This is a genomic window from Phenylobacterium sp., assembly GCF_036495085.1.
Lineage (GTDB): Bacteria > Pseudomonadota > Alphaproteobacteria > Caulobacterales > Caulobacteraceae > Phenylobacterium.
This window is the reverse complement of the sequence record NZ_DASXNL010000028.1, coordinates 70,330-91,446: the sequence shown is the minus strand read 5'-3', so window position 1 is coordinate 91,446 and position 21,117 is coordinate 70,330. Positions and strand designations below refer to the sequence as shown.

The following is a 21,117-nucleotide window of genomic DNA, read 5'->3' as shown; positions in this document are numbered from 1 at the left end:
GCGTTAGGCACCTCAGGTTACCAATAGGGACCTTTTGGAGGAGTTCGGCGAAGGTGACGCGCAAGCGGCCAAAAGGCGTCCTGGCCATGGGTTGGGCCTGCATCGAGTGCGCCGCGACCGGTCGCACTGAGCATGCGCCCACCTCGGCAGACTATCCCGATAGCGTGGTGCGCCGCACGAGCTTCACGGCCGGTGGCGGTCATGGCTGGCGGATCTCTGCGCTCGAGACGCCGCGAGATCGAAGCGCGCCTTGGAAGATCGTGGTGATCACCGGAGCGCCGTCCTGGGCCGAGTACTGGGCCGAGACACTGGCGGGGCTTCCGACGGACCGCGAAATGATTGTTGTCGACCGTCCGGGCTACGCCGGCTCCGAGCCCGCCGCGCCGGTGCCCGATATCCGCGTGCAGGCCGAGGCCCTGGCGCCCGTGCTCCACGCCGCCCGCGGCCAGAAGGTGATGTTGGTCGGCCAGAGCTATGGCGCGGCCATCGCCTCGCTCATGGCCGAGGCTAATCCCGGCAAGGTGGACAGCCTCGTCCTGCTCTCAGGCTTTTTCGGCGAGGCGGGGCCGACGGCGCGCTGGTTGATCGACGTGGGGTCCAAGGCGCTGAAGGTCATCCCGCGCGACCTGCGGCACGCCGTGATCGAGGCCTCTGGCCAGCGTCCGCAACTCGCCCATGCCAGGCGCGCGCTGGCGAGGCTGACGATCCCCATCCACATGGTTCACGGCGACAAAGACGACTTCGCCCCGATCGAGGTCGCCGAGCGGCTGGCCGAGGAGACGCTGACCCGTCGGCCGATCAAGTTCGTGCGCACGCAAGGCGCGAACCATTTCCTGAATGATGGTCCGGCCGAGGAGCTTTTGGCGACGCTCGAGGCCTGTATCCCGGCCCGCACCCGCTGGACCTTCCGTTGGCCGAAGCTGGCCGGGTTCACCCTGCCTTGGCGACCGGGACTGGGTTTGCGGCATCAGCCCGCGGCCGTCTGGTCTAGCACCGTCAACGGCTGAAGACGCCGATCGCCGCGGCGAAGCCCAGCACAACCAGCCATGCCGGCAATCTGGCGACCGCCAGGAAGACGAACGCGCCGGCTGCCAGGGCCCAGTCGCTCGGCCGTTGGATGGCGGTGGTCAGCACGGGATTCCAGAGCGCCGCGGCGAGGACGCCGACAACCGCGGCGTTGATCCCCGCCAGCGCCGCACGGGCCGCGGGCACTGTCTTCAGCCGATCCCAGAAAGGTAGGACCCCCAAAACCAAGAGCAGGCCAGGCAGGAAGATCGCGACGAGCGCGGTGAGGCCGCCGCGCCAACCGCTCGGAGCCACCTGCTGCGCTGCGCCGACGAAGCCCGCGAAACTGAAGAGCGGTCCCGGCAGAGCCTGGACCACGCCATAGCCGCTGAGGAAGCTGTCCTGATCCAGCCAGCCATGTTCGACGATCTCGCTCTGAAGCAGCGGCAGCACGACGTGCCCACCTCCGAACACCAGGGCTCCGGCGCGGTAGAAGATGGCGGCGAGGTCGAGCGTCGGATCGTTGAGCACGCGGGCCAACACCGGCAGTAGCCCGAGCAGAACCGCAAAGGCCGCCAGGGCCGCGATCGAGACCGGGATCGGAACCTTGCGGGTCGCCGGGTCGTCGGGCTCGACGGGTGCGGGCTCGCGCAGGAAGGCCAGGCCGAAGACGACGCCCGCGCCCAGGGCCATGATCTGGGCGACCGGGCCGTGGGCGATCAGCAGGCCGCCGGCGGCTCCGATGGCGATGCCCGACCGGATCGGTCCGACGGCCAGCGCGCGGGCCATGGCGACCAGGGCTTGGAGCACCACTGCGGCCACGGCGATCTGAAGGCCGTGCAGGAACCCCTTGCCAAGCAGTTCGGTCAGGGACGGCGCGGCGTAGGCGATCGCGATCATCGCGGTGGCGGCTGGGAGGGTGAAGCCCACCCAGGCGGCCAGGAGGCCACTGAAGCCGGCGCGGCGAAGGCCAATCGCCATGCCCAGTTGGCTGGAGGCCGGACCCGGCAGGAATTGGGCTAGAGCAAGGAGGTCGGCGAAGGCGGCTTCACTCAGCCAAGCTCGACGTTCGACGAACTCGCGGCGGAAATAGGAGAGGTGGGCCACCGGGCCGCCGAATGCGGTAAGGCCCTGGATCAGGAAGGCCTGGAACACCTCCAGGGCCCTGTATGGCGGCGGGGTCTCGTCCATCTGTCCTGTCTTGCGGCCAAGGCGCCGGGCTGTCGACCCCTTTGCGGGAAGGCGCTCATTTGGGGCCGTTGGGGCCCTTCAGGCAAAACCCCCTTGGCCGCGCCATCTGATCGGCGATAAGGCTTTTGGCGAAAGCCCGGCCAGCGGGCTCCAAACAGGGAAAACGCGATGAAGGCCGCCGTGCTACGCGAAGTGGGCAAGCCGCTTCAGATCGAGCAAGTCCAAATCAACAAGCCCGGGCCGCACGAGGTGCTGATCCGCACCGCCGCCGCCGGCCTCTGCCACTCCGATCTGCACTTCATGCAGGGATCCTATCCCCACCCGTTGCCCGCGGTTCTCGGTCACGAGAGCGCCGGCATCGTCGAGCAGGTGGGCTCGGAAGTCCGCACCGTGAAGCCGGGTGACCACGTGATCACCTGCCTCTCGGCGTTCTGCGGCCATTGCGAGTTCTGCCTCACCGGCCACATGAGCCTCTGCGTCTCGCCCGAGACCAAGCGCGACAAGGACGAGGAGCCTCGGCTGACGAGCGCGAACGGCCCGATGCTGCAGTACCTGAATCTCTCGTCCTTCGCCGAGCAGATGCTGATCCACGAGCACGCCTGTGTGGCGATCCGCCCGGACATGCCGCTCGACCGCGCCGCCCTGATCGGCTGTTCGGTGACCACCGGCGTGGGGGCTGCGATCCACACCTCGAACGTGCGGCCCGGCGAGACCGTGGCGGTCATCGGCTGCGGAGGCGTCGGCCTTTCGGCGATCAACGGCGCGGCCATCGCCGGCGCGAGCCGGATCATCGCCATCGACACCACGGCCTCGAAGGGCAACCTGGCCATGGAATTCGGGGCCACCGACTTCATCGACGCCTCGCAGACCGACGCCGTCAAGGAAGTGATCGAGATGACCAAGGGCGGGGTTCACCACGCCTTCGAGGCCATCGGGCTTTCCAAGACCGCCGAGCAGGCCTTCAACATGCTGCGCCGTGGCGGCACGGCCAACATTATCGGGATGATCCCGGTCGGCCAGATGGTCAGCGTCATGGGCGCGGCGTTCCTCGGCGAGAAGAAGCTGCAGGGTTCGCTGATGGGATCCAACCGCTTCCCGGTCGACATGCCGCGGTTCGTGGACTTCTACATGTCCGGCAAGCTGAAGCTCGACCAGATGATCTCCCAGCGCATCAAGCTGGAGCAGGTCAACGAGGGCTTCGAGGACATGAAGAAGGGCGAACTGGCCCGCTCCGTCATCGTCTTCGACGCCTAAAGTCCGGGGTCACAAAGGCGAAGCGCCCGGCCTCAGCCGGGCGCTTTTTTGTGGCGAGCCCGCGTCTTACCGAGGCCTCCCCTCCGTTCGGGGAGAAGACGGCGGCGTCAGGCCTGCAGAACCTTTCGGACCGCGCTCAGGGGATCGTTCACGGTCCGGCTTTCGACATCGAACAGCATCGTCGTCCGCGTGACCGCGTCGTAGGCTGGCCAGCCTGGGGCGCCGGTTCGGGCGAAGGCCAGCCAGGCCGTGGACATCTGGTCGGCGACCGCCTGCGGTTCGTCGCCCCGGCCGACGAAGTTCCGAGCCTTTTCGACATTGTCGAACACCAACGGGATCTCCAATGCGTGCGGGCTGCGCAGCCGGCCGCGACTGACCGGCGTCTCCCAGGTCAGCATGTACATCCACACCGGCGCGGCCTTTTGCGCGGCCTTGCGCTCGGCGAGCTTCAGCGAGCCGGCCCACATGCCCGTCGCCGTGGCCGCTGCCGCCGCAAGGTGGGTCTGATTGTAGTCGGGGTATGCACCCCGGAGTGCGGCCACCAGCGGCTCGGCCTTGTCGCCAGCGGCGGTCTCGGCGTGCTTGGCGAGGTCAGTGTCATCGAAGTTCCCGAACTTCGGATGTCCCAGCATGAACAGCGTCGACTCATCCTTGTTGGTGCCGATCATGACCGGCACGTCGGCGTTGAGCGGCGAGGCGTCCGGTTCGAAGGGGTCGCGAGGCAGCGCGAGGCCGTCGACGACCGGGGTGTAGAGGCGCATGGCCTCGCCTGCGACCTTGACGCTGGCGTGGGAGATGGCCTCGGTGGAGAGCGAGGCGAGTTTCTCCGCGCCGTCCACGTCCAGATCGGCGAGTAGCTGGCGGGCGATCTTGTCGGCGTCAGCGACCTTTTTGCCGGTGAGGCCGGGACCTGACTGGATCACCGCCTTGTGGAAGAGGCCGCGCGCACCGGGCATGGCCATCAGCAGAGAGACCTTCCAGCCGCCTCCGCTCTCCCCGAAGATCGTGACGTTGCCAGGATCACCGCCAAAGGCTGCGATGTTGTCTCTCACCCACTCCAGCGCCCGGACGATGTCCAGCATGCCGGCGAGCCCGGACTGGGCGTAGTCGGGGCCGAACACTTCCCCAAGGTGAAGGTAGCCAAAGACGTTCAGCCGGTGGTTGACCGTGACGGTGACCACGTCGCCTTTGCGGGCCAGGGCTCCGCCGTCGTACATCGCCGCCCCGCCAGAGCCGTTGGCGAAGCCGCCGCCATGCAGCCAGACCATCACCGGCCGCTTGAGATCGTCCAAGCCCGGCGTCCAGACGTTGAGGAAGAGGCAGTCCTCGGACGAGGAAGGCTCGTCCGGCGCCGGCGGGTCGCCGGGCGAGGTGCGGCGCTCGCCGGGCGCGAGGCCGGACTGGATGGCTGGCGCGCCATAGGCCGTGGCGTCGGCCGGCTCGGTCCAGGCGGCAGGCCGCTGCGGCGGCTTGAAGCGCGCGTAGCCAATCGGCGGAGCGGCGTAGCGCAGCCCCTTGAAGACCTTCAGGTCGTCTTCGACGTAGCCCCGGACCGGGCCGTTGGATGTCGCCACGACATCGGTGCGCGCAGCAGGCGCGAGCGTCAGATCATCCGCCATCTTGAACTCCTCCGCCGGCCTCTATCGGGCCGCGGAGGCATCAAACGACCACGCGGGCGTGGGCGCAAGCAGGTCTGTCTACAGTTTCGGCCTCGCCGGCAGCCGGGGTGTCTAGCGGCGCAGGCTCTCCGAATGGACGTCGGCGGCGGCCAGCGCCTGGCCCTTTGCGCTCAAGAGGGAGTCGATGTGCGCCTTCTGCTCGCGGAACCGCGCGAGTTCGCCGCCGGCAAGTTCAGAGCCCTGTGGCACCTTGGCCCCTATCGGGTTCACCCGCTGGCCGTTCTTCCAGATCTCATAGTGCAGGTGCGGTCCGGTCGCGAGGCCAGTAGCCCCGACGTAGGCCACGACCTGGCCCTGATGGACGTGCACGCCCGGGCGGACGCCGTTGGCATAGCGGGAGATATGGCCGTAGCCGGTGTCCCAGCCGGCGCTGTGGCGGATGCGCAGCCAGTTGCCGTAGCCACCCCACGGGCGGGCTTCAACCACGACACCGTCGCCGGCCGCAAGGATCGGGGTGCCGCTCCCGGCTCCGAAATCGATCCCCTGGTGAGCGCGGGTGTAGCCGAGCACCGGATGCTTGCGCATGCCAAAGAGCGAGGTGATGTGTGCCCCGTCGACCGGGGTGTGTAGAAGGAAGCCTTTGATATTTTTTCCGAACTCGTCGAAGTACTCGACATCGTTCCCTCGGGCGAAACGGTAGAATTTCACGCCGTGCAGCTCGGCGTACTGCAGTTCGCCCGCCTCGATCGTGCGGCCGGCCTCGGTGACCTTGCGGTCGAAGACCAGCTTGAAAGCATCGCCCGGCTGGATGTCGCGCTGGAAGTCGATCTTGTGGGAGAAGAGCTTGGCCACCTCGGCGGTGACGCTCGGCGTGGCGCCGATCCGCGCAGCGCTTTCGTAGAGTGAGCCTTCGATGGCGCCGTTGGCGACGGTGGTCTCGTCGCGGATCTTCTCGTCTAGCTCGCGCAGGCGAAGCGCGCCGTCGAAGCTGCGAGACAAGGTGATCGCGCTAGCCGGCCCGGTGCGCAGCGAGAGCCCGATCAGCCGCGCCTCGCCGCTGTTGGAGCGCGGCCTGGCGATTGCGGCGTCGACCAGCATTCCGGCCTTGACGTGGACGGTGTCCATCGCCTTCGCCAGCATCTCGACGGCCAGGTGAGCCTCGGCCGGGGCGACGCCGGCGCGCAGAACGGCCCCTTCAAGGGTCTCACCGCGCAGCAGCTTGACGGGGACGGACTGCGGCGGGGCGAACCCGGCGCGCGCTTCGGCATGGGTGAAGGCTGCGTTTTGCAGAGCCGAGGCGGCGGCGGGGTCCAGGGCGGGAGATTTTGGCGGCGCGAGGCGAGAGGCGAATATCCCGCCGAGGCTCACGGCCAGCACCCCGATCGCTCCGGCCGCCACGCCGGGCCCGAACCGTTTGCGCACGGCCTTCAGGTCGAACCTCTGCATTGTCCCCCCAGCGTAGCCCGAGTCGGATTGGCGCCGGCCCCCATCAGCAAGCCATGTCGATGCTCGGCGGGCGGCAGGGCGGACCATGGCGCAGCCGGCGGGCGGCGCCGCCTAGGCTTTTTGCCGCGGTGAGATGCTAGAGCAGCGTCAAGGCCAACTCTGCGGGGCGGCAGAGCGCCGCGCCTTTCGGCGTCACGACGATGGGCCGCTCCACCAGGATCGGCTGCAGGATCATCGCGGCGATCAGGGCGTCCTCGGAGGCGGCCGGGTCGGTGAGGCCGAGTTCGTGGGCCTCGGTGCCGCGCACCCGCAGGATGTCACGGGCCGAACGATCCAGGCGCTTGAGCAGGTCCTGAAGCTGGTCCTTCGTCCATCCGGCCTTGAGGTACTCGACGACCCTGGGCTCGATGCCCTTTTCGCGCAGCAGGGCCAAGGTGTTGCGCGAGGTTCCGCAGGCGGGGTTGTGGTAGATCGTCACGTCGGTCATGGCGGTGGCTTTAGCGCGTGCGGCTCACCAGGAAAAGTTTCGCCTGCCCACGACCGAGGTGGAGTCGGAGGTGTCGAAGGCCATGACCGCGGCAGGCCGCCTGGGCAGGGGGACCGCGCCGGCCGGCCAGCGTTCGAGCTTGGCCACGTAGCCGACCTGCATCTTGCCCGGTCCGCCGGGCCGGATCATCAGGTCGAGGCCCTGAGGCGCTGCGGCCCACTGCACGGTCGTGTCCTTGCCTGGGGCAAGCGCGATATGCGTGGGGGCTCCAGCCAATTGCTCGATGGTGGCCGGGACATCCGGCTTCAGCATGAGGACCAGGGTCCGGGCGCCGGGCGGTGGGACGGCGCGCAGCAGCACAGCCCCGTCGGTCTGCCTCGAGAGGGTGATCTCCGGCTCGGCCTCCTTGAGGAATGGCGCGGGCGTGGCGTCGACCGGGCGGCGGAACGACCAGTGCGAGAGCTTGGCGATCTTGCCGCCGCCTTGCGTCAGCGCCCGATCGGACCAGGCCGATCGCTCGGAGGCGTTGCTGACGCGCCATGCGCGGCCGGTGTCCTGGTCGATCAGATAGCCGACGTAGGACGCCTCAGGGTGACGTGCGTCGTAGGGATGGTTGAAGCGCACTGCAATCAGTACGGCCACGCCCGCCACCAGCAGGATGGGACCGATCAGCCGGGCCGGCGGGGCGCCCTCGTCCGGCTGCGCCAAGGGCCAGATGAGCAGCGCCGCCAGAAGCAGCGGCATGCCCATGAGCTCAGCCAGGTCGAGCGCAAGGTAGGCGTCGTGCGCCAGGCCGCCGACCCAGCCTAGCCCGATCGCGGCCAGGAGGGCTGTGGCGGCCAGGGCGGCAACGCCTTTGCGGGCGCTCAATGTGCTGGCCGCGGCTGCGAGGCCGGCCAACGCCAGCGGCCATGCGAAGACGAGGGCGGCGACCGGCGCCACGGCCTGGACGACAGTCGCCAGCACCAACCCGAGCGCCAGGACCCCGGTCCAGGCTCCGGCGCGGCTTACCGGTCGGCCGTAGGAAACCACGGCGAGTATTGCCGCAACGAGGCCCAGGCCGAGCCCGACCTTGTCCAGGCCTGCGAAGGCGCAACTGCCGAGGCCTGCGAGCAGCGGAACGAGCGCGATTGCGCGGCGGCCGCGCGCCAGTTCGGCGGCTGCAAGCACAAGGAAGCCCAGGCCCAGCAGGAAGGTGGCGATCTCCCAGCGGGTTGCCTGGGCCAGCAGGAAACGCTGCTCCATGCCTCCGAACCCGGCGCCGGTGGCCAGACGCGCAAAATGGAGCACCGCGCAACCGCCGATCACCGCGAAAAGGCCTGCGCCGGCGCCGCGCAGCACATCAGTCCAAGGGAAAGCCTCGATGCGCCGCGCGCGGACCAGGCCAAGCACGATCAAGCCCGCCACTGTCAGAAGGATCAGCCAGCCGACGGCGGGGGGATAGGCGAGGGTCAGGCCACCGGGCGCCTGGCCGTAGGCGAGGTCGGGGCTCTTGGCCGGCAAGGTCGGCGAAAAGGCGATTGCCTGGGCGCTGGCCAGCACCTGCCGGCCCATGTCCTGCAGCGTGCCCGGGTCAAGGGTGGCCGGGGTTGAGGTCGGCGAGTGATATTCGAACTGACGGCCGAGGAAGGCGTAGTTGAGGCCGGCGACGCCGGCATTTTTCGACACCGTGAAGTCAGTGTCGTTAGGCATCCGGGCGTAGATATAGCCGATGAGCGAGGAGGCTCTCGGGTTCGGCGCCGTGCGGCGAAAGAGGTCGATGGTCGCGCCATTGCCCTCGCCGGTCTGGAACATCTGCACCCGGCCGGCTGCCCCGCGCGCGTCCATGTTGAAGATGAAGCCGATGCGTGCAGCCGTGGGATCCCGGTCGAAGAAGGCTCTGGCGCCCAGCAGGCCGGCTTCCTCCCCGTCGGTGAGCAGCACGATCACGTCACGGGCCGGAGCGCCGCGGGCGGCGATGGCGCGGACGGTCTCGAGGGCTGTCGCGATGCCGACTGCGTCGTCGGCCGCGCCTGGGGAAGCCGGGACGCTGTCGTAGTGCGCCATCAGCGCCGCGGCCGGCAGGCTGCGGTCTCGGCCGGGTAGGACGCCGATCAGGTTCTCAACCCGACCGCCGGTCACCGCGTCCTTCCGGCCGCGCGGTTGCTCAAAGCCCACGCCCGGATGCACCTGGGGGCTCAGGCCGAGCGCGGTCATTCGCGCAAGCAGGTAGTCACGTACGGCGTGGTTGGCCTCTGATCCAATTGGATGGGGCTTCGAGCCGATGGCGACGATATCGGCCATGGCGCGCGCGGCCGAGAAGGCGGTGGCGGGGGCGTTTGCACGCACGACCTGGGGCGTCCGCTCGCCGGCCCAGCCGATCAGCGCCGCCCCGGCAAGCGCGGCGAGCAGCGCAAGCAGTCGTCCCATGGGCCGTCCTCCAGACGTGCTTTTAGGCGAACCTGGGGTGGCGGCGAAAACGAAAACGCCCGCCGGGTGAGGGCGGGCGCTTCAACCTTCTTCGGAACAGATCGGCGTCAGGCGGCGACCGAGGCGGCGATCTCCTGGGGGTCGCGCAGGACGTAACCGCGGCCCCAGACCGTTTCGATGTGGTGTTTGCCCTCGGCGGCTGCGGCGAGCTTCTTGCGCAGCTTGCAGATGAAGACGTCGATGATCTTCAGCTCAGGCTCATCCATCCCGCCGTAGAGGTGGTTGAGGAACATTTCCTTGGTCAGGGTGGTGCCCTTGCGGAGCGAGAGCAGCTCCAGCATCTGGTATTCCTTGCCCGTCAGGTGAACGCGAAGTCCATTCACTTCGACCGTCTTGGCGTCGAGGTTGACGAGGATGTCGCCGGTCTTGATCACCGATTGGGCGTGACCCTTGGAGCGGCGGACCACAGCGTGGATGCGGGCCACCAACTCGTCCTTGTGGAACGGCTTGGTCATGTAGTCGTCGGCGCCGCCCGAGAAGGTCTTCACCTTGGTGTCGATTTCGGCCGAGCCCGACAGGATCATGATCGGGGTATTGATTTTCCCGACCCGCAACGTGCGCAGCACGTCCATGCCGCTCATGTCAGGCAGGTTGAGGTCGAGAAGGATCAGGTCGTAATCGTAGATCTTCCCCAGATCGACGCCTTCTTCGCCCAGATCGGTCGTATAGACGTTGAACCCCTCCGACTTCAGCATCAGCTCGATGCTTTGGGCGGTGGCGCTGTCGTCCTCGATCAACAGTACCCGCATCAGCCTCTCCTACCCGCGTTCCCGCTTGTCCGGCGAATTTAGTGAATCCGCCCCGGACCTCGCCGTTAACCTGCCGCCGAGTTAATTTAGGACTGGTTAATTGGAAGTGTCCGTTCGATCCGAATCGTTAAGCCGATGCGGAATCCGCAGCAAGCGCCGCCGGGCGGGCCGGGAGCGGCTGAGGTGTTGAATCTTTTGTGATTGGACAGCCTCGGCGAACAGGGCGGGGCGGAACAGGCCTTGGAGCCGCCTGGTTTCATCCCCAGGTTTGTGCCCAGGTTCCGGCGGCACGTTGGGAGGAATTTCATGCGCGGAAGGTTCAAGCCCCTCACGGGACAGGTCGTCGTCGTCAGTGGCGCGGACTCCGGGTTGGGCCTCGAAGTGGCGCGGCGCACCGCGCAGGCCGGGGCTGCAGTCGTCCTTGCAGGAGCCGATGAGGCGGCCGTCCGGCGGGCCTGCGAGGAGATCGGCAAGGCCGGCGGCCGTTGCCATCCGGTGGCCGGCGATGCGGCGCAGGCCCAAGGCTGCGACCGCATCGCCCGCGCCGCGGCCGCTCGGTTCGGCCGCATTGATAGCTGGATCGAGGCCGGCGCGGAGGAAGCGGGCCTCGCCTTTGCCGCCCAGGCCCTGGTGCGCCACGCGGGCGAGCGTGAGGGCGTGGCCGCGCTGGTGGGATACGGCCGACGGCTTGGGCGGGCCGCGCGCACCGAGCTTCGCCGTGCGCGCGGTGAAGTCGCCGCTACCCTGATCAAGCTTCCAAAGGACTGGCGCGACGATAGCCCGGCTGAGCCCGCAATTCAGGCAGCGCTGCACGCCCTGACAAAGCCGATGGGCGAGATGGCGGTTGCCACGCACGGCTCGCGCCTGACGACGGCGACAGAGGTCAGGAAACACCCCGGCGTTGTGTTGGGGGTGGGCGTGCTCGCGGTCGCAGGCATCGCGGCGTGGTTGGGCCGCGACAGGATCGCCAAGGCCGCTGTTGCGGCCCGCCCGAGGATCGTGCGCGCCGTACGACCCGTCCTGGTCAGCGCGGTGAAGCGCCGGCCGCTGCAGGCGGCGAAGCTGGCCGCGGCGCACCCCAAGGAAGCCGCGAAGCTGGCCAAGGCTCTGCGCTGATCTTCACCACCCCTTAAGCTTGACCACGGGATTCTGGGCCTCGAATCCGAGGGCTGTTCTTGAAGAGTCTTGTGGCCGCGGTCGAGCGGCTCGATCCCCTGACCGTGGCCGGCCGCGTGGCCGCCGTAAACGGCCTCCTGATCGAGGCGCGCGGCGGGCTCACGAGGCTGGCGGTGGGCGCTCGCGCCGAAATCAAGCGCTTCGGGGAAAAACCGCTTTCCGCCGAGGTGGTGGGCTTCCGCGACACCCGCGCGTTGCTGATGCCGTTCGGCCCGGTAGAGGGCGTCGCGCCGGGCGCCGAGATCCGCATTGAGCCGCTGGGCTCGGCTGTACGGCCGACCAAGGCCTGGCTCGGCCGCGTGGTCGACGCTTTCGGCAATCCGATCGATGGCAAGGGCCCGCTGGGGCAGGGAGCCGCAGCCTATCCCTTGCGCGCCGCGCCGCCGTCGGCCCATGCGCGGGCCCGTGTCGGCGAACGTCTGGACCTTGGTGTGCGCGCCATGAACGTCTTTGCGACCTGCTGCCGCGGCCAGCGCCTGGGCGTGTTCGCCGGCTCCGGCGTCGGCAAGTCCGTGCTGCTCTCCATGCTGGCCAAGAACGCCGACTGCGACGCCGTCGTGGTCGGGCTCATTGGCGAGCGCGGCCGGGAGGTCCGCGAGTTCATCGAGGAGACCCTTGGTGAAGAGGGGCTGAAGCGTGCCATCGTCGTGGTCGCGACCTCTGACGAGCCGGCGCTGAAGCGTCGCCAGGCCGCCTACATGACCATGGCCGTCGCCGAATACCTGCGCGACCAGGACATGGAAGTGCTGTGCCTGATGGACAGCGTCACCCGTTTCGCCATGGCCCAGCGCGAGATCGGTCTGGCCGCCGGCGAACCGCCGACCACCAAGGGCTATACTCCGACGGTCTTCACTGAGCTTCCGAAGCTCCTGGAGCGCGCCGGACCAGGGCCGATCCGGCCCGATGGCACGCGAGCCGGTCCGATCACCGGCATCTTCACCGTCCTTGTGGATGGCGACGACCACAACGAGCCGATCGCCGACGCCGTCCGCGGCATCCTGGACGGCCACATCGTCATGGAGCGCGCCATCGCCGAGCGAGGCCGTTTCCCCGCGATCAACGTCCTGAAGTCGATCAGCCGGACCATGCCGGGCTGCCACGCCCCGCCCGAGCGCGAGATCGTAAAAGCCGCGCGCCAGACGCTGTCGGCCTACGCCAACATGGAAGAGCTCATCCGCATCGGGGCCTACCGCGCCGGCGCCGATCCGCAGGTCGACCGGGCCATCGCCCTAAATCCCGCCCTGGAGTCGTTTCTGGCCCAGGATAAGGACGAGGTGACCAGCCTCGAGGCGGGATTCGAGCGCCTGAACAGCATTCTTGAAAGCGTGCCTGCATGAGTTGGTCGCAATCCCTCGTAAGGTTGGCCGCCTACGAGGTGGAGAGCCGCCAACAACGCCTGGCCGAGATCGCAAGCCGGTTGGCGCAGTTGGAGATGGGCTTGGCGCTCCTGTACGCCGAGGGCGAGGCGGAGGCGCAGCGGGCCAAGGAGGACGCTGAAGCGGGCTGGTACCACGTGGGCTACGCCGAGGGCCTGCGTGTTCGCAAGGCCGCCATCCAGGCGCAGATCGACGCCACGCTGGCGGAAGAACGCGGCGCACGCGATGCGCTCGCGCAGGCCTTCGAAGAGCAGAAGAAGTACGAGCAGGTAGCCGAGAGCCTGCGGATCGCAGCGGTCAAGGCGACCGCCCGGCGGGAGACCGCTGAACTCGACGAGGTCGGGATGCGCGCGGCGATGCGCCGCTGAAGGAGCCGCCCGGCGCGGGGCGCAAGGGGATCATTTTCGCTAGGGCTGGCGCGCTGTCGGCGAAAGCCGCCATGGCGGCTCGGTCGGGCGGAGGAGCGGATGGTCCGCGGGGCCGACCGGCGGGCTTAGGCGCCGCCCACTCGCTTGCGCTCGGCTTCCACGTCGGCGCGCAGGACGGCGAGGTCTTCGCTGATCTTGAAGATCGCTACGTAGAATTCGCAGAACGAGCGCCAGAGCAGTACGAGCGCGCCGAGCACCAGGAGGCCGCCGATCACCACGGGCACGGCCAGTAGCAGGCCGAACGGGAAGGGGTCGCGGATCGCCACGCCCACCGCCGCCCCGATGGTCCCGAACGCGCCGAGCGCGATCAGCGCCAAGCCTGCCCAGTAGATCACATGGATGACCTGGCTGGTCATCAGATGCTCGAACGTAAGAAGGTCCCACAGGACGGCGGAGCCCACGCCCTTTGGTCGGTTGAGAGGTCGCCGCATCCGATTCCCAAGACTTTACGGGGTGCAAGCCGCCCCGGCCGTCGAACCGCTACCAGCCCGGGAGGGCGCCTGCAACGGCCCAACGGTCGCGGTGCTAGATCGTCCCCACTGTCTTAAGCTTGGCGCGGGGATGCACCTCGTTCTGGCTAAGCACCGGAGTCTGGCCCCGGAACCGCTCGATGATTGAGCGGACATAGGGCCGAATGGCGGGGCTGGTCAGCAGAACCGGGGAGTCGCCGGCCAGCGCCGCGCGCTCGAAGGTCTCGCGGACGCCGCGGACGAAATCCTGCAGGCGAGAGGGCGCGAGCGCCAGTTGCTTGTCGTCGCCCTGTCCGACCAGCGCGTCGGCGAAGGCGTTTTCCCAGTCGGACGTCAGGGTGACGATCGGCAAGGCTCCGTCATCGCCGCGGTAGGCGAAGGAAAGTTGACGGGCGAGGCGGGCGCGGACCTGCTCGACGAGCAGCGTGACGGACGCGGTGTGCGGCATGGCCTCCCCGATGCCCTCCAGGATCGCCGGCAGGTCGCGGATCGAGACACGCTCGCGCAACAGGGCCTGCAACACCCGCTGGATCGTGGCCACGGTCACGATGTTGGGCACCAGGTCATCGACCAGCTTCTTCTGTTCGGCAGGCAGGTCCTTCAGGAGCTTCTGGACCTCCGAGTAGGAGAGCAGGTCCGGCATGTTCTCCTTGAGGATTTCGGTCAGGTGGGTGGTGAGCACCGTGGCGGGGTCGACGATGGTGTAGCCGCGGAAGGTCGCTTCCTCGCGCAAGCCCTCGTCGATCCAGGTGGCGGGCAGCCCGAAGGCGGGTTCGCGGACATGTTCGCCGGGTAGGTCCACCTGGCCGCCCCGCGGGTCCATGGCCATCATAGAGCCCAGTCGCACCTCGCCGGCGCCGGATTCCATCTCCTTGATGCGGATCGCATAGCCCTGCGAAGGCAGGCGCATGTTGTCGAGGATGCGCACGCTGGGCATCACGAACCCGAAGTCGGTTGCCAGCGTCCGGCGCAGCGCCTTGATCTGGTCGGTCAGCCGGCGGCCCTCGAGATCGTTGATCAACCCGAGGAGCCCATAGCCCAGCTCGATCTTGATCTCATCGATGGCGAGCGTCTGGGCGATCGGCTCTTCCTGGGCCTCCTCCTGAGACTTTATCTCGACGGGTGGCGGTTCCATGGACTTTTGCGACCGCCGCCAGGAGAGCGCCCCCGCCCCGATCGAGATGGCCGCGAAGGGGATGATCGGCATGCCGGGGACGAGCGCGATGACCCCAGCTGCGGCCGAGACGATGCCGAGGCTTACGGGGTTCATCGCCAGCTGAGTGACCAGGGCCTTGTCCGCCGAGCCCTCGACGCCTGACTTGGACACCAGGAAGCCTGCGGCGATGGAGATGATCAACGCCGGAATCTGGCTGACCAGGCCGTCGCCTATGGTCATGAGGGTGTAGGTCGTGGCCGCCTGGGCGATCGGGATGTGGTGCTGCAGGACCCCGATCAGAATCCCGCCGATGACGTTGATGGCGACGATGATCAGGCCGGCGACCGCATCGCCGCGCACGAACTTGGATGCGCCGTCCATGGAGCCGAAGAAGGTCGATTCCTGTTCGAGCTCCTTGCGCCTGCGCTTGGCCTCGGTGTCGTCGATCAGTCCGGCCGAGAGGTCGGCGTCGATGGCCATCTGTTTGCCGGGCATGCCGTCGAGGGTGAAGCGGGCGGCCACTTCAGCGATCCGGCCCGAACCCTTGGTGATCACGGTGAAGTTCACGATCACCAGGATGGCGAACACGATCAGGCCGATGACGAAGCTGCCCCCCGTCATCAGCTTGCCGAAGGCCTCGATGATGTGGCCCGCGCCATGAACCCCTTCGTGGCCGTGGCCGAGGATCAGGCGCGTGGACGCGATGTTGAGAGCCAGGCGGTAAAGCGTGGTGACCAGGAGCACCATCGGAAATCCGGTGAACTCCAGCGGCTTCTTGATCAGCAGCGAGGTCATCAGGATCAGCACGGCGCTGGTGATCGAGATCGCCAGCAGCAGGTCCAGCAGAAAGGCCGGAATCGGCAGGATCAAGAGGACGACGATGCCCACCACGCCGAGCGCCAGGGCCACCTCGCCGCGCGCCACCCAACCCAGCACGTCGCGCGCGTTAGGGGCCTGGCCGTATCGCGAAGGAAGCGAGGCGTCAGCCATGTCCTACCTCTCCTGCGAAGCAGGCAGGCGACAGCGCTTGCGCAACAGCGAGTGCAGCGGGCGAAGTCGAGGCGCCGTGACCCGAGAAGCCCGGCTAGGCCGCATTGGCTGCGCCCATCTGGGGCGCGGGCACCGGGACGCCGGCCTCGGTGTATTCCTTGAGCTTGTTGCGAAGCGTGCGGATCGAGATGCCCAGGATGTTGGCCGCGTGGGTGCGGTTGCCGAGGCAATGGCCGAGGGTATCGATGATCAGCTGCTGCTCGACGGCAGCCACAGTCTGGCCGACGTAGCTGCGGCTGGCGGTTTCGGCGGCCAGGCTGGCCGCCTGTGCGGCGCGGGCATGGGGGTCGGCCGCGGCGAGCGGCTGGCCGTCGGGCAGGCGGATCGCCTGCTCCTCGATCTCGGCGCCGGTGGCCATCAGCACGGCGCGGTGCATGGCGTTCTCGAGCTCACGGACGTTGCCCGGCCAGCGGTGGCTGGCGAGGCGACGCTTGGCCTCGGCGGACAGTGCTCGCTCGGGCGCGCCATTGGCGGCGGTGTACTTGCGCACAAAGTGCTCGGCGAGCGCCAGGACGTCGCCCGGACGTTCCCGCAGAGGGGGCAGCCGCAGGTTCACGACGTTCAGGCGGTAGAGCAGGTCCTCACGGAAGGCTCCTTCCCGCACGGCCTGGGAGAGGTCGCGATTGGAGGTGGCGAGGATACGGATGTCGACCTTGACGGGCTTGGCGCCGCCGACCCGGTCGATCTCGCGCTCCTGGATGGCGCGCAACAGCTTGGCCTGCAGGCGTACGTCCATCTCTGAGATTTCGTCGAGCAGCAGCGTACCGCCGTTGGCTTCCTCGAACTTGCCGATCCGGCGGGCGACCGCGCCGGTGAAGGCGCCCTTCTCATGGCCAAAGAGCTCACTCTCCAGCAGGTTCTCGGGGATGGCGGCGCAGTTGACGGAGATGAACGGACGACTGGCGCGGCGCGACTTCTGGTGCACGTAGCGGGCGATGACTTCCTTGCCGACGCCGCTTTCGCCGGTGATCAGGATCGAAGCGTCGGACGGCGCGATCTGGTCGGCCATGGCGATCAGGGCCTGCATGGAGGCATCGCGCACCACCATGGGGCGGTTGTCGTCGGCGACGGCGGCCAACACCGCGGCGATCAGCTGGGCGTCGGGCGGCAGAGGGATGAATTCCTTGGCGCCCGCCCGGATCGCGGCCGCCGCGCCGGCCGCGCCCGCGCCCACGCCACAGGCCACGACCGGCACGCGAATGCGCTCGGCCTCGTTCATGGCTATCAACTCGGCGATGTCGAGTTCGTAGTCGACCATGAGCAGGTCGGCGCCCTGGCCGGCCCGCAGCGCGTGGGTCGCCGCCTCGATCGTTTCGACGTGGCTGACTTTCGCGCCCGCGCTCATCGCCATTTTCACGGCGGTTGAGAGCTGTCCGTTCAGTTTTCCGACCACCAGCAGCCGCATGGCTAATCTCCTTGGGACGGCAGGCCTCAAGCCTGGCCGTCACCGTCCTTGATGATTTCCGTCATGGTCACGCCGAGGCGTTCGTCGACGATGACGACCTCGCCGCGGGCCACCAGGCGATTGTTCACATAGATATCGATGGCCTCGCCGACCTTGCGGTCGAGCTCCAGCACGCTGCCCTGGCCGAGTTGCAGGAGCTGCGCGACCGAGAGGCTCGCGCGGCCCAGCACAGCGGAGATGTTCACGGGCACGTCGAACACCGGCGCGAGGTCGGTCGCGGTCTTGTGCTCGTCCTGCGTGTCCGGCAGGGCCCCTTCGCCGGCGGCGAATTCGTCGAGCTTCAGCTCAGTGCTGCTTTCGGACGGTTCGGACATGGCCTAGCTTTCGAATGTCGAGGTGTCGGGCGCGGCCGTTTCGCCGCCGGGGATCAGGTGTTCGGCGTGCAGGCCTTCAGCGGCGAGCGCCGCGTTGAGGGCCCCGGAGACGCGCTCTACGGCCGCGGCGGGATCGAAGCTTGCCGCGCCATCGCCAAAGTCGAGGGTGAAGGCGTTGGGTGCGAACCCAGGGGCGGCCCGCACCTGGATCGAGCCTGGGTAGCCGACCTGCCGGGCGGTCTCCTCGAGCACCACTTGCAGACCCTGGGCGAGGCTTGCGTCGGCGCTGAGGATCAGACGAGGGGCGGCCTCGATCTCACGCGCCAGCGCCTCGAGGGCCGCCTGCACTGGGGCGTGCGGGAATCTTTCGAGGGCCGCGGCGGCGATCGCTCTGGCGCAGGCGAGCGCCAGTTCGGCGGAGCCTACGCGATGTTCATGGGCGACACCGGCCAGCCTGGGCATGGCTTCGAGGCAGGCGGCGGCGATCGCGGCCAGGGCTTGAGATTGACGTTCGGCGACGCCGGCCAGCGCCTGGGCCTCGCCTTCCGCAAAGGCGGCGGCGCGGATCGCCTCGACCTCCTCGGCCATGTAGCTGCGCTTGAGCCGGGGCGGCGCGGCCAGGACCTCGCCTGTCGATTCGAAGACGGTGCCGAACAGAAACTTCTCGTGCCCGGGGTTTTCTGGCGGCGCCATCAGTACACCAGCTCGTCGTCATCGCCGCCGGCGCCTGCGAGGGCGATTTCGCCCTTGTTGGCGAGGTCCTTGGCGACCTGCACCATGGCCATCTGGGCCTGCTCGACCTCGCGCAGGCGCACCGGGCCCATGCTCTCCATGTCTTCGCGCATGATCTTGCCGGCGCGCTCGCTCATGTTGGTGAAGAACATCTCCCGCAGGGCGTCGGAGGCGCCCTTCAGGGCCAGGGCCAGCTGGTCCTTTTCGACCGAACGCAGCAGGGTCTGAACGCCACCCGGATCGAGCTTGCAGAGGTCCTCGAAGACGAACATCAGGGCGCGGATTCGTTCTGCGGCCTCTCGGTTGCGCTCTTCAAGGGCGGTGATGAAACGGGTCTCGGTCTGGCGGTCGAAGGCGTTGAAGATGTCGGCCATCATCTCGTGGCTGTCGCGCTTCGAGGTGCGCGCCAGGTTCGACATGAATTCCGTGCGCAGGGTTTGCTCGATCTTGTCCAGGATCTCGCGCTGCACCGGCTCCATACGCAGCATGCGGGTGACGCACTCGAGCGCGAAATCCTCTGGAAGGCAGGTGAGCACGCGAGCGGCATGGTCCGATTTGACCTTCGAGAGGACGACAGCGACCGTCTGGGGGTATTCGTTCTTCAGGTAGTTTGCGAGCACGAGCTCGTTCACGTTGCCGAGCTTGTCCCACATGGTGCGGCCCGCCGGACCGCGGATCTCCTCCATGAGGGTATCGACCCGGTCGCTCGGCATGATCGAGGCGAGCAACTTCTGCGTGAGCTCGATCGAGCCGGTGATGGCGCCGCCGCCCATGCCCGAGACGAACTCCACCAGCAGGTCCTCGACCACCTGGGCGGTCACCTGACCGAGGCCGGCCATGGCCTGGGAGATGACCTTGATCTCCTCCTCGTCGAGCTGGCGCCAGACCCCGGCGTGGTCCTCGCCCAGCGCCAAGAGCACCACGGCCGCCTTTTCAGGCCCGCTCAACCTGCCGGAGTCGACAATCGCCTTGGTCTTGGAAGCCCGCGCGTTCATGCGGATTCATGCAGCCAGCTGCGGATGATCGAGACGGACTCCTCTGGGTGCTTGTCGACGAACTCCGCGACCCGCTTGACCGAACTCGCCTTCACCTGGCCCTCGATGCGGGCGATGTCGATCTTCTGTTCGAGCTGCTCGTTGGGGGCGGGCAGGGCCATCTGCTGGCCGGTGACCGGGTCGAGCGAGACCTGCAGCGGCTGAGCGGCCGGGGCGACTCCCATGCGGGCAGCCTGGGGGCCGGCGAGCGCCAGGGGTCCGCCGGCGCCGACGGCGCCGCGCAACAGCGGCCGCACAATGAACAGCATCATCAGGATCGCGACCACCGCCATCACCGCAAGCTCCGCGGCGCGCATGATGTCGTTCTTGTCGAACCCCATCAGCGGATTGGCCGCGGTGACGCCATCGGGATCCTCCGGGCTTGGGAAACGCACGTTGACCACGGTGACCTGATCTCCGCGGTCCTTGTCGTAGCCGACGGCTGTGCGCACCAGCTGTTCGATCTGCGCCATCTCGGCGGCTGAGCGCGGGGTGTAGGCGCCGGGCTTGCCCTTGGTGGAGGGGGCGCTCACCCCGTCGACGGCGACCGCCACGGAGATCTTCTTCACCTGGCCGGGCTCCTGCACCATCGTCCGAGTGGTCTTGGTGATCTCGTAGTTGGTGGTGGATTCCTGGCGTCCGCTGGCGGTGCTGGAGTTCTCCGAATTGCCGCCGATCTTGGCGTTGCCCGGGATGTTGGCGGCGGCTGACGTTTGACCGTCGGATGAGCCGGAACCCTCCTTGGAATTTTCGTCGGTCGTGCTCTCGGAGCGGACCACCTGGCCATCCGGGTCGAAGCTTTCCTTCTGTTCGGTGACGTGGGCGAGGTCGACGTCGGCGGTGACGTTGACGCGGGCTTTGCCGGCGCCGACGATCCCCTCGACCATGGTCTTCACCTGCTTGGCGATCCGTTGCTCGACCTCGCTCTTGCGGCCGTCGGCCTCCGCGGCCATGCCGGTGTCACCGCCGGAGAGGGTCTTGGCATGCTGGTCGACCACGGTCACGTGGTCAGGTTTCAGGTTGGGGACGGCGCCGGAGACCAGGTTCTGGATGGCGCGCACCTGATCAGGACCGGGCTCGCGGCCGCCAACGCCAATGGAAACGGCTGCGGAAGGCTGCTCGGCCTCCTCCTCGAAGATCTGGCGCTTGGGCAGCACCAGGTGGACGCGGGCGGCTTCGATGCCGTCCAAGGCCCGAATCGTACGGCTGAGCTCTCCCTCCAGCGCGCGCTGGCGGTTCAGCTGCTGGACGAAGTCGGTCTGGCCCATGGCGTTGGTGTTGTCGAAGATCTCGTAGCCGACCGAGGCCGCCGTCGGCAGACCCTTCGACGACAGCATCAGCCGCGTCGAGGCGACCTGGTCGCGGGGCACCAGGATGGTCGAACCATCGCCCTTCACCTCGTATTTGATACCGCCCTGATCGAGCGCCTGGGTGATCGAGCCGGCTTCCTTGAGATCAAGGTTGGAGTAGAGCAGGGCCTTGGGTTGGCCCAGACCCATGGTCAGGGCGAAGAGCGCCGCAGCGACGCCGGCGCCGATCCCCAGGATCGCGGCCAGGCGGCCGATCCCGAATCTCTGAAGCGCCGCCAGGATCTGGTTCAACGCGGGCGTCCTTCCGCAAACTCAAAACGGGCGGTCGCACGCTTTTGCCCCACCGCTAGGCAGGATTTACCCAGTGCTTGGTAAACGGGGATTTA

General features: G+C 68.0%; 18 protein-coding genes. 5 read left to right on the top strand and 13 right to left on the bottom strand.

All coding sequences use genetic code 11. From position 1 onward, the window contains the following. The first annotated feature begins 53 nt into the window (after positions 1 to 53). Positions 54 to 1,007 carry an alpha/beta hydrolase gene (locus VGI62_RS04905; RefSeq protein WP_331503275.1) on the top strand — a complete coding sequence of 318 codons (954 nt, stop codon included), beginning with the start codon at positions 54 to 56 and terminating at the stop codon, positions 1,005 to 1,007. Here VGI62_RS04905 and chrA read toward each other — a convergent pair. Further along, positions 997 to 2,196 (bottom strand): chromate efflux transporter, encoded by a 1,200-nt coding sequence (gene chrA, locus VGI62_RS04900; protein ID WP_331503274.1) that lies wholly within the window; start codon positions 2,194 to 2,196, stop codon positions 997 to 999. The two genes, VGI62_RS04905 and chrA, sit on opposite strands and share 11 nt — an antisense overlap. 168 nt (positions 2,197 to 2,364) lie before the next feature. Here chrA and VGI62_RS04895 point away from each other — a divergent pair, with 168 nt between their 5' ends. Further along, positions 2,365 to 3,450 (top strand): Zn-dependent alcohol dehydrogenase, encoded by a 1,086-nt coding sequence (locus VGI62_RS04895; protein WP_331503273.1) that lies wholly within the window; start codon positions 2,365 to 2,367, stop codon positions 3,448 to 3,450. Positions 3,451 to 3,557: 107 nt separating this feature from the next. Here VGI62_RS04895 and VGI62_RS04890 read toward each other — a convergent pair whose 3' ends face one another. The 5 genes from VGI62_RS04890 to ctrA form a co-directional block, all read right to left on the bottom strand. After that, positions 3,558 to 5,069: a carboxylesterase/lipase family protein gene (locus VGI62_RS04890; protein ID WP_331503272.1), complete on the bottom strand. Its 1,512-nt coding sequence runs from the start codon at positions 5,067 to 5,069 to the stop codon at positions 3,558 to 3,560. A 111-nt stretch (positions 5,070 to 5,180) separates the two neighbouring features. Further along, complete coding sequence (locus VGI62_RS04885) at positions 5,181 to 6,515, bottom strand: M23 family metallopeptidase (RefSeq protein ID WP_331503271.1); 1,335 nt, start codon at positions 6,513 to 6,515, stop codon at positions 5,181 to 5,183. A 136-nt stretch (positions 6,516 to 6,651) separates the two neighbouring features. Then, complete coding sequence (gene arsC, locus VGI62_RS04880; protein ID WP_331503270.1) at positions 6,652 to 7,002, bottom strand: arsenate reductase (glutaredoxin); 351 nt, start codon at positions 7,000 to 7,002, stop codon at positions 6,652 to 6,654. 24 nt (positions 7,003 to 7,026) lie between these two features. Then, positions 7,027 to 9,411 (bottom strand): M20/M25/M40 family metallo-hydrolase, encoded by a 2,385-nt coding sequence (locus VGI62_RS04875; RefSeq protein WP_331503269.1) that lies wholly within the window; start codon positions 9,409 to 9,411, stop codon positions 7,027 to 7,029. 107 nt (positions 9,412 to 9,518) lie between these two features. Beyond that, positions 9,519 to 10,220, bottom strand: coding sequence for a response regulator transcription factor CtrA (gene ctrA / locus VGI62_RS04870; RefSeq protein WP_331503268.1), 702 nt, complete (start codon positions 10,218 to 10,220; stop codon positions 9,519 to 9,521). 306 nt (positions 10,221 to 10,526) lie between these two features. On the opposite strand from ctrA, the gene VGI62_RS04865 reads away from it, so the two are divergent. From VGI62_RS04865 to VGI62_RS04855, 3 genes are read left to right on the top strand one after another with little or no spacing between them, the layout of a single operon-like run. Then, entirely contained in the window at positions 10,527 to 11,336 is an 810-nt protein-coding gene (locus VGI62_RS04865) for an SDR family NAD(P)-dependent oxidoreductase (RefSeq protein ID WP_331503267.1), read from the top strand. A gap of 59 nt (positions 11,337 to 11,395) precedes the next feature. Further along, positions 11,396 to 12,733, top strand: a complete 1,338-nt coding sequence (gene fliI, locus VGI62_RS04860) for a flagellar protein export ATPase FliI (RefSeq protein ID WP_331503266.1) — start codon at positions 11,396 to 11,398, stop codon at positions 12,731 to 12,733. After that, on the top strand, positions 12,730 to 13,140 hold the full coding sequence (locus VGI62_RS04855; protein WP_331503265.1) for a flagellar export protein FliJ: 411 nt from the start codon (positions 12,730 to 12,732) through the stop codon (positions 13,138 to 13,140). Before fliI ends, VGI62_RS04855 begins: the two co-directional genes overlap by 4 nt. Before the next feature lie 125 nt (positions 13,141 to 13,265). Here VGI62_RS04855 and VGI62_RS04850 read toward each other — a convergent pair whose 3' ends face one another. The 7 genes from VGI62_RS04850 to fliF all read right to left on the bottom strand — a co-directional run bounded on the left by VGI62_RS04850 (position 13,266) and on the right by fliF (position 21,022). Beyond that, entirely contained in the window at positions 13,266 to 13,631 is a 366-nt protein-coding gene (locus VGI62_RS04850) for a DUF4282 domain-containing protein (RefSeq protein WP_331503264.1), read from the bottom strand. Between the two features lie 94 nt (positions 13,632 to 13,725). Then, positions 13,726 to 15,816 (bottom strand): flagellar biosynthesis protein FlhA, encoded by a 2,091-nt coding sequence (gene flhA, locus VGI62_RS04845; protein ID WP_331503263.1) that lies wholly within the window; start codon positions 15,814 to 15,816, stop codon positions 13,726 to 13,728. A gap of 94 nt (positions 15,817 to 15,910) precedes the next feature. Continuing rightward, on the bottom strand, positions 15,911 to 17,281 hold the full coding sequence (locus tag VGI62_RS04840) for a sigma-54 dependent transcriptional regulator (protein WP_331503262.1): 1,371 nt from the start codon (positions 17,279 to 17,281) through the stop codon (positions 15,911 to 15,913). Positions 17,282 to 17,307: 26 nt separating this feature from the next. Then, entirely contained in the window at positions 17,308 to 17,655 is a 348-nt protein-coding gene (gene fliN, locus VGI62_RS04835; protein ID WP_331503261.1) for a flagellar motor switch protein FliN, read from the bottom strand. Positions 17,656 to 17,658: 3 nt separating this feature from the next. Beyond that, positions 17,659 to 18,348 carry a flagellar assembly protein FliH gene (locus VGI62_RS04830; protein ID WP_331503260.1) on the bottom strand — a complete coding sequence of 230 codons (690 nt, stop codon included), beginning with the start codon at positions 18,346 to 18,348 and terminating at the stop codon, positions 17,659 to 17,661. Continuing rightward, positions 18,348 to 19,382: a flagellar motor switch protein FliG gene (fliG, locus tag VGI62_RS04825; RefSeq protein ID WP_331503259.1), complete on the bottom strand. Its 1,035-nt coding sequence runs from the start codon at positions 19,380 to 19,382 to the stop codon at positions 18,348 to 18,350. Before fliG ends, VGI62_RS04830 begins: the two co-directional genes overlap by 1 nt. Continuing rightward, positions 19,379 to 21,022, bottom strand: a complete 1,644-nt coding sequence (gene fliF / locus VGI62_RS04820) for a flagellar basal-body MS-ring/collar protein FliF (protein WP_331503258.1) — start codon at positions 21,020 to 21,022, stop codon at positions 19,379 to 19,381. The genes fliG and fliF overlap by 4 nt, the downstream gene beginning before the upstream one ends. Positions 21,023 to 21,117: the final 95 nt, after the last annotated feature.